Raw genomic sequence first — 5,552 nt, 5'->3', positions numbered from 1 at the left:
CCGGCGCCCTGCTTCCGCAGGTCGCGAACAAGCGGGTGACGGTCGGTTACCCGACCTCGGAACCGGTCATCTCCAGCACCTTCGGCGGCAAGGATCCCCTGCCGCTCAAGTACTTCTATAACGGCGTGCCGGCCACGACCATGGAGTTCGCCGTGCTCGCGGACGGTCCCATCAAGACACTTGCCGACCTGCGCAACAAGAAGGTCGGCGTGGGCGCGCTCACCTGGGGCACGATCCCCGGCGGACGCGCCGCGCTGCGCACGGCCGGCCTGACTCCCGGCAAGGACGTCGAGTTCGTGGCCGTGGGTGCCCTGGCTGCCGGCTTCCAGGCGCTGCGCAATCATCAGGTCGACGCACTGAACTTCAACAGCAGCTGGAACGACATGCTGGAGATGTCGGGCACGCCCATCCGCCGCGTCGCGTATCCGGCCGTGTTCGGGGAAACGGCGGGCAACGGCTTCATCGCGCACCTGGACACGCTGCGGGACAACCCGCAACTGCTGGAACGCTTCGCGCGCGCCTACACCAAGGGCCAAATCGCCTGCGAGGCCAATCCGACATTCTGCGTGCGCGCGTTCTGGAAAGCCAATCCGCAGGCCAAGCCGGAGGGCGACGAAGCCCGCGCGCTCAAGGACGCGACCACGCTCCTCTCCCGCCGCCTGCAGCGCGTGCTGTACACGCCCGTGGGCGCTCCCCGCGTGCCAGGTCAGTACGATCTCGCCGCGATCCGAGCCGGCATCAAGGCGATGGCCGACGCGGGCGAATATCCGAGCGCGGACGTACCCGTCGACAAGCTCTTCACCAACGATCTGCTGCCCCGCATCAACGCATTCGACGCCGATGCCGTGCGCGCCAAGGCAAAGGCCCAGCCATGAGTCGCGAGCTGGCGAGCGGCGCCCCCACGGCGCCCACCCTGCGCGTCACTCCCGAGGACGCCCTGATCGACGTGCCGCGGACCATCGTGGCTCGTGGCCTGCCGGCCGGACCGGCGCGTCTGGAGGTCCGCATGAGGCATCCGGACGGCAGCCTGTGGCAAGCGGCCGCCGAATTCGAAGTCGGCGCCGACGGCGTGCTGGACCTGGATGCCCAGGCGCCGCGCGCCGGTGACTGGACGGTGCCGGACGCCATGGCCGTGGCCTGGGCGCTGCGGCGGGTGGAGGCGCCCACGGCGCCGCAGCACAGCGACGCGACAACGGCGGTCACGCTCGCGTTGGCGCTGCGCGCCGGCCCGATATCGTTGCAGGCGCAATTGGTACAGCGCTTCGAGGCGGATGGCGTCACACAGATCGAGCTGGGCGACGGCCTGTCCGGCACCCGCTATATGCCCTCCAGCCCCGGACCGCACCCGGTGATCGTCGTGTTCAACGGATCAGGCGGCGGCGTGGCCCGTCAACGTGCGGCCCTGTACGCCGCGCACGGCTACGAGGCCATTGCGCTCGGCTACTTCAAATCCCCAGGCCGTCCGGATCACATCTCCGACACCCCGCTGGAGTACTTCGAAACGGCGCTGCGCTGGGTCCATGCCCGCCTGAAACCCGCCAGGGGTTTCTTGGCGCTGACGGGCCAGTCGCGCGGCGGGGAGCTGTCGTTGCTGCTCGGCGCGCGGTTCCCGGATCTCGTCTCCGCCGTCATCGCCTACGTGCCCAGCTCGGTGGTGCACGGCACGCTGCGGGCCGGCCGTCCCGGCCAGCCCCCGGGCGAGCCCGCCTGGACGTGGCGCGGCGAGCCGCTGCGCAGTGTGTGGGACGGCAATCCCCAAGCGGACTGGACCGCGTTCGACGCCCGCGACGCCGGCGACGTGCCCGTGCGGCAGGCGCCCGCGTTCGTGAGCGCGCACCGCGATGCAACTAGCGTCGCGGCCGCGCGCATTCCCGTCGAGCGCATCGCCGGCCCCGTGATGCTGGTGTCGGGCACGGACGACGGCTTCTGGCCCTCGTCCGCCTATGCCGACGAGATCGCCCAGACCCTCTACCGCCATGAACACCGCTGGCCGGTCGAGCACGTCCGGTGTGTGGGCGCGGGCCACGCGCTGGGCGTGCCGCACGTGCCCGCCACGCTCATCGCGAAACCGCACCCGGTGGCCGGCATCGTCCTCGACGGCGGCGGAACGGCGCTGGCCAATGCGCAGGCCAGCCGTGCCGCCTGGGCCGCCGTGCAACGCTTCCTGCGCGAGGCCGCCGCATGACGCAGGACCTCAAGCTGGAGGGCGTGAGCCTCTCCTACCGCACCCGCCGTGGCACCCTCGACGCGCTGGGTCCCATCGACCTGACGCTTGCCGAGGGCGAGTTCGTGGCGGTGCTGGGACCGTCCGGATGCGGCAAGTCGACGCTGGCCAAGCTCGCGGCGGGGCTGATCCGGCCCACCGCCGGCAAGCTCACGCTGGCGGGCGAAGAGATCGCCGGACCCAGCCGCCGCACCGGGGTGGTGTTCCAGAAGCCCAACCTGCTGCCCTGGCGCACGGTGGCGCAGAACGTGCTGCTGCCCGCGGCCACGCTTGGGCTCCCGTCACAGGCGGCGCGCGTGCGCGCCCAGGAACTGCTGACGCTCGTTGGCCTGGAACGCTACGCCGCAAACTATCCGCACGAGTTGTCCGGCGGCATGCAGCAGCGCGTGGGTATCGCCCGCATGCTGCTGGCCGACCCGGCCCTGCTCCTGATGGACGAGCCCTTCGCCGCACTGGACGCGCTCACGCGCGAGGCATTGACGCTCGAGCTGCAACGGATCTGGAGCCAGCAGCGCAAATCGGTGCTCTTCATCACCCACAGCATCCCCGAAGCCGTCTTCCTGGCCGACCGAATCCTGGTGTTGTCGCCCCGCCCCGGACGCATCGTGGAAGACTACCGGCCCGGTCTCGCCCGTCCCCGGACGCCCGACACCCTAGGTCACGCCGACTTCAACACCGCCTGCCATCACCTGCGCCGCCACTTCACGAGCCATGCCTGAAATCTCCGCTTCCGCCTCCCGGCCGGCGCGGGCCCCGCGCCTGCCCGCCCCGATCTACCCCCTCATCAGCCTCGCGGTCCTGATCGGCCTCTGGCACGCATCGATCGAGATCTTCGCCATCCCGGACTATCTGCTGCCCCGGCCTGGCGCCGTGTTTGACGCCCTGGCGCAAGGGTTTGCCACCGGCTCCCTCTGGCCACACATCGGCGCCACCCTTGCCGAGGCCGTAAGCGGCTATGCCCTCGGATGCGGCCTGGCGATCGTGTTCGGCGCGTTGCTGGCCGAATCGCGCACCTTCGAGCGCTTCTGCTATCCGGTATTCCTGGGCTTGCAGGCAATGCCGAAGGTGGCGTTGGGTCCCATCATCCTCGTGTGGTTCGGTTTCGGCATGGCGTCGAAGGTCGTGCTGGTCGCGCTCGTCTGCTTCTTTCCGCTTTTCGTGAACACGGTCAATGGCATCAAGCGTACCGATCCGGAGTTGCTGGACGCCTGCCGCGCCTTCTGCGCCAGCCGCCGCTACCTCCTCCTGCACGTGAAGCTTCCCGCCGCCGCTGGCGACATCTTTTCCGGGCTGCAGATCGGCGTCTCTCTCGCCCTGATCGGCGCCGTGGTCGGCGAATTCCTCTCGGCGCAGCGCGGCCTGGGCTATCTCATCGCCTCGGCGTCGGTCAGCATGAGCCTCGCCACCATGTTCGCCGGCGTGGCGCTGCTTGCCGCCATCGGGCTCACCGGCTCGCTGTTCATGCGCCGGCTGCATCGCCGAGTGGTGTTCTGGGAAGGGACCGCGCGCGGCGAACAATCCTGAGGCCCCTGAACCTCGACATCAGTTTTCAGTGCAAACCAACACCAGGCACGATCACTTCTTCCCGGTTTCAGAACCTGGGGTGAGATCAGAAGCTGGGTTTGCGCGTCTGTGAGTTATCCATGAACTGGATGCGTGCATTGGTCGGCGCGGGGTCGTACAGCTTGAGGCTGACGCCCGAGTAGTTCAGCACGGCCTGCGACATGTCGCTCGAGCAGCCCATCCCTGGATTGGAGCTGGGCTTTTCGCACCACTGCATGGGCAGCGTGCTGGGGAAGTTGGACTGCTTGCCGTACTTCTGCAGCGCGGCCGCGGCCATGGCGTCGCGGTTGGCAGGGCTCCACGGCAGTTCATAGTTGATCTGCGACACCACCAGCGGGCGATTCTTGTCGACCGGCAGGCGCGGCTCGAAGTGCACGGACAGCTCGACACCGTCTTTGCTGTAGCTGAAGTTCATCGGCATCTTGGTGCCGGTGACTACGTTGTTGGTCGCGTAGCCGGTGCGGATCTGGTTCTTGGCAACGTTGAAGTTCTTGGCCGCCGCGGCCAGGGCTTCGTCGTAGTCCATGCCGGGCTTGACGCCAGCAATGTCGAAGGCGCGCGCGTCAACCGAGCGTTGCGATGCCGCGTGGGCAGGTGCGAAGGCCAGGGCGCTGAGGGCGGAAATCAGGAGTGCAGCTTTCAACTTCAAAACAATATCCTGTGTGTGAGAGGCGGGAATTATCCGTTTTTCGTTCTGGGCCGTGCCGCGTAAGTGCAAGCAAGTTTTGCGATTCAAGCCAGAATGTGACGGCGTAGGTGCAGATCTTTGAAACATGCGAGGAGTGCCTGTAAACGGTCTGGACAGCAAATGGTTGCAGGCGTTGATGCTGCTGCCCCCGCTTGACGGTCCACAGCACCAGACCAGTCCCGATCACGGCACAGCCGAGCAGCCCCGAAATCACATACAGCCAGCGGAGCCACCAATCGGCGAAAAGCCCTTCGTGCAACGCGAATAACGTACTGCGCACGCGCATCGTCGCCTGAGCGGCCTCGGAGGCAGCGGCAATCGCTCGCCGTCGATGGCGCTGAAGCGCGCAGCCAGTTCATGCACGCTTAGCGTGGACGTGCTGGCCCTGCGCACATCAATGTATGGGGATTCACCCGCAGGGTGCATGATCTGCATCGACGCGACATGTCCCGCGCCCCATTCGGATTCCAGCCTCTGCGCAAGCGCAGGCAGCGACACGTTAGGTGCTGTGACCGGTTGATCGCTGCGCGCGGCCCCCGCAGTTCTTTCGCGAATTCCTGACGCTGAGCGGCCGCCGTGCCATACAGCGCGTCGCGCGCCGCAGGCAGGTAAGTCACGGCGAAGAAGACCAGCCCGGTGTAGGTGATCATCAAGAAAAACGGCAAGGACAAGACGCTGACGACAGCAAACCAACAGACGCGGGCTTGGACTTTGCCTCGGCGAACAGAATTACCTCGAACTTGGACGTGCGCCGAATTTTTCAGGACCGTCGACCATCTGATGAACTGGTTCTGACCTGGCACCCCTTTCAGGAATTCATGGTGTTCGACAAGGAGGACCTGGTGCACTTGAAGGACCGGCTGGAGAACCTGCAGCAGAGGCACGCAATCAACACCATCATCCATCTCGCGCCCATTTGGGCAGGGGTATATAGCCAAATGCGGGCGCTCGAGGTGACGGCCTCCGCGGATGTGGCCACGGTGCGGAACGCTTCGCCGGATTCGGCGGCCGCGGTCGTCGCCAATTGCTCGACCCAATTCTTGTCGAAAGAAGATGCGTGAATTTACGAGGCGACGC

At 66.9% G+C, this 5,552-nt stretch carries 7 protein-coding genes; 5 read left to right on the top strand and 2 right to left on the bottom strand.

Going from position 1 to position 5,552, the window contains the following annotated elements:
• The 4 genes from ACE039_RS28045 to ACE039_RS28030 form a co-directional block, all read left to right on the top strand.
• Nucleotides 1–875: ABC transporter substrate-binding protein (locus ACE039_RS28045; protein WP_485823935.1), on the top strand; the 875-nt coding region annotated here is incomplete at its 5' end.
• Nucleotides 872–2,185 (top strand): acyl-CoA thioester hydrolase/BAAT C-terminal domain-containing protein, encoded by a 1,314-nt coding sequence (locus tag ACE039_RS28040; RefSeq protein ID WP_485823934.1) that lies wholly within the window; start codon nucleotides 872–874, stop codon nucleotides 2,183–2,185. The genes ACE039_RS28045 and ACE039_RS28040, both read left to right, overlap by 4 nt.
• Nucleotides 2,182–2,943 carry an ABC transporter ATP-binding protein gene (locus ACE039_RS28035; RefSeq protein WP_448713222.1) on the top strand — a complete coding sequence of 254 codons (762 nt, stop codon included), beginning with the start codon at nucleotides 2,182–2,184 and terminating at the stop codon, nucleotides 2,941–2,943. The genes ACE039_RS28040 and ACE039_RS28035 overlap by 4 nt, the downstream gene beginning before the upstream one ends.
• Nucleotides 2,936–3,748: an ABC transporter permease gene (locus tag ACE039_RS28030; RefSeq protein ID WP_485823933.1), complete on the top strand. Its 813-nt coding sequence runs from the start codon at nucleotides 2,936–2,938 to the stop codon at nucleotides 3,746–3,748. Before ACE039_RS28035 ends, ACE039_RS28030 begins: the two co-directional genes overlap by 8 nt.
• A gap of 85 nt (nucleotides 3,749–3,833) precedes the next feature.
• On the opposite strand, the gene ACE039_RS28025 is transcribed toward ACE039_RS28030, so the two are convergent.
• Nucleotides 3,834–4,430, bottom strand: coding sequence for a hypothetical protein (locus ACE039_RS28025; RefSeq protein WP_485823932.1), 597 nt, complete (start codon nucleotides 4,428–4,430; stop codon nucleotides 3,834–3,836).
• Nucleotides 4,351–4,794, bottom strand: a complete 444-nt coding sequence (locus ACE039_RS28020; protein ID WP_485824092.1) for a PepSY domain-containing protein — start codon at nucleotides 4,792–4,794, stop codon at nucleotides 4,351–4,353. The genes ACE039_RS28025 and ACE039_RS28020 overlap by 80 nt, the downstream gene beginning before the upstream one ends.
• 385 nt (nucleotides 4,795–5,179) lie before the next feature.
• Here ACE039_RS28020 and ACE039_RS28015 point away from each other — a divergent pair, with 385 nt between their 5' ends.
• Nucleotides 5,180–5,536: a hypothetical protein gene (locus ACE039_RS28015; protein ID WP_485823931.1), complete on the top strand. Its 357-nt coding sequence runs from the start codon at nucleotides 5,180–5,182 to the stop codon at nucleotides 5,534–5,536.
• Nucleotides 5,537–5,552: the final 16 nt, after the last annotated feature.

The organism is Achromobacter maghribensis (assembly GCF_057334215.1).
This window is presented reverse-complemented; position numbering and strand designations above follow the sequence as displayed.

Bases quoted from the DNA above. Each gene is read 5' to 3' on its own strand.
- ACE039_RS28040 (WP_485823934.1), top strand. From the start codon at position 872: ATGAGTCGCGAGCTGGCGAGCGGCGCCCCCACGGCGCCCACCCTGCGC.
- ACE039_RS28035 (WP_448713222.1), top strand. From the start codon at position 2,182: ATGACGCAGGACCTCAAGCTGGAGGGCGTGAGCCTCTCCTACCGCACC.
- ACE039_RS28030 (WP_485823933.1), top strand. From the start codon at position 2,936: ATGCCTGAAATCTCCGCTTCCGCCTCCCGGCCGGCGCGGGCCCCGCGC.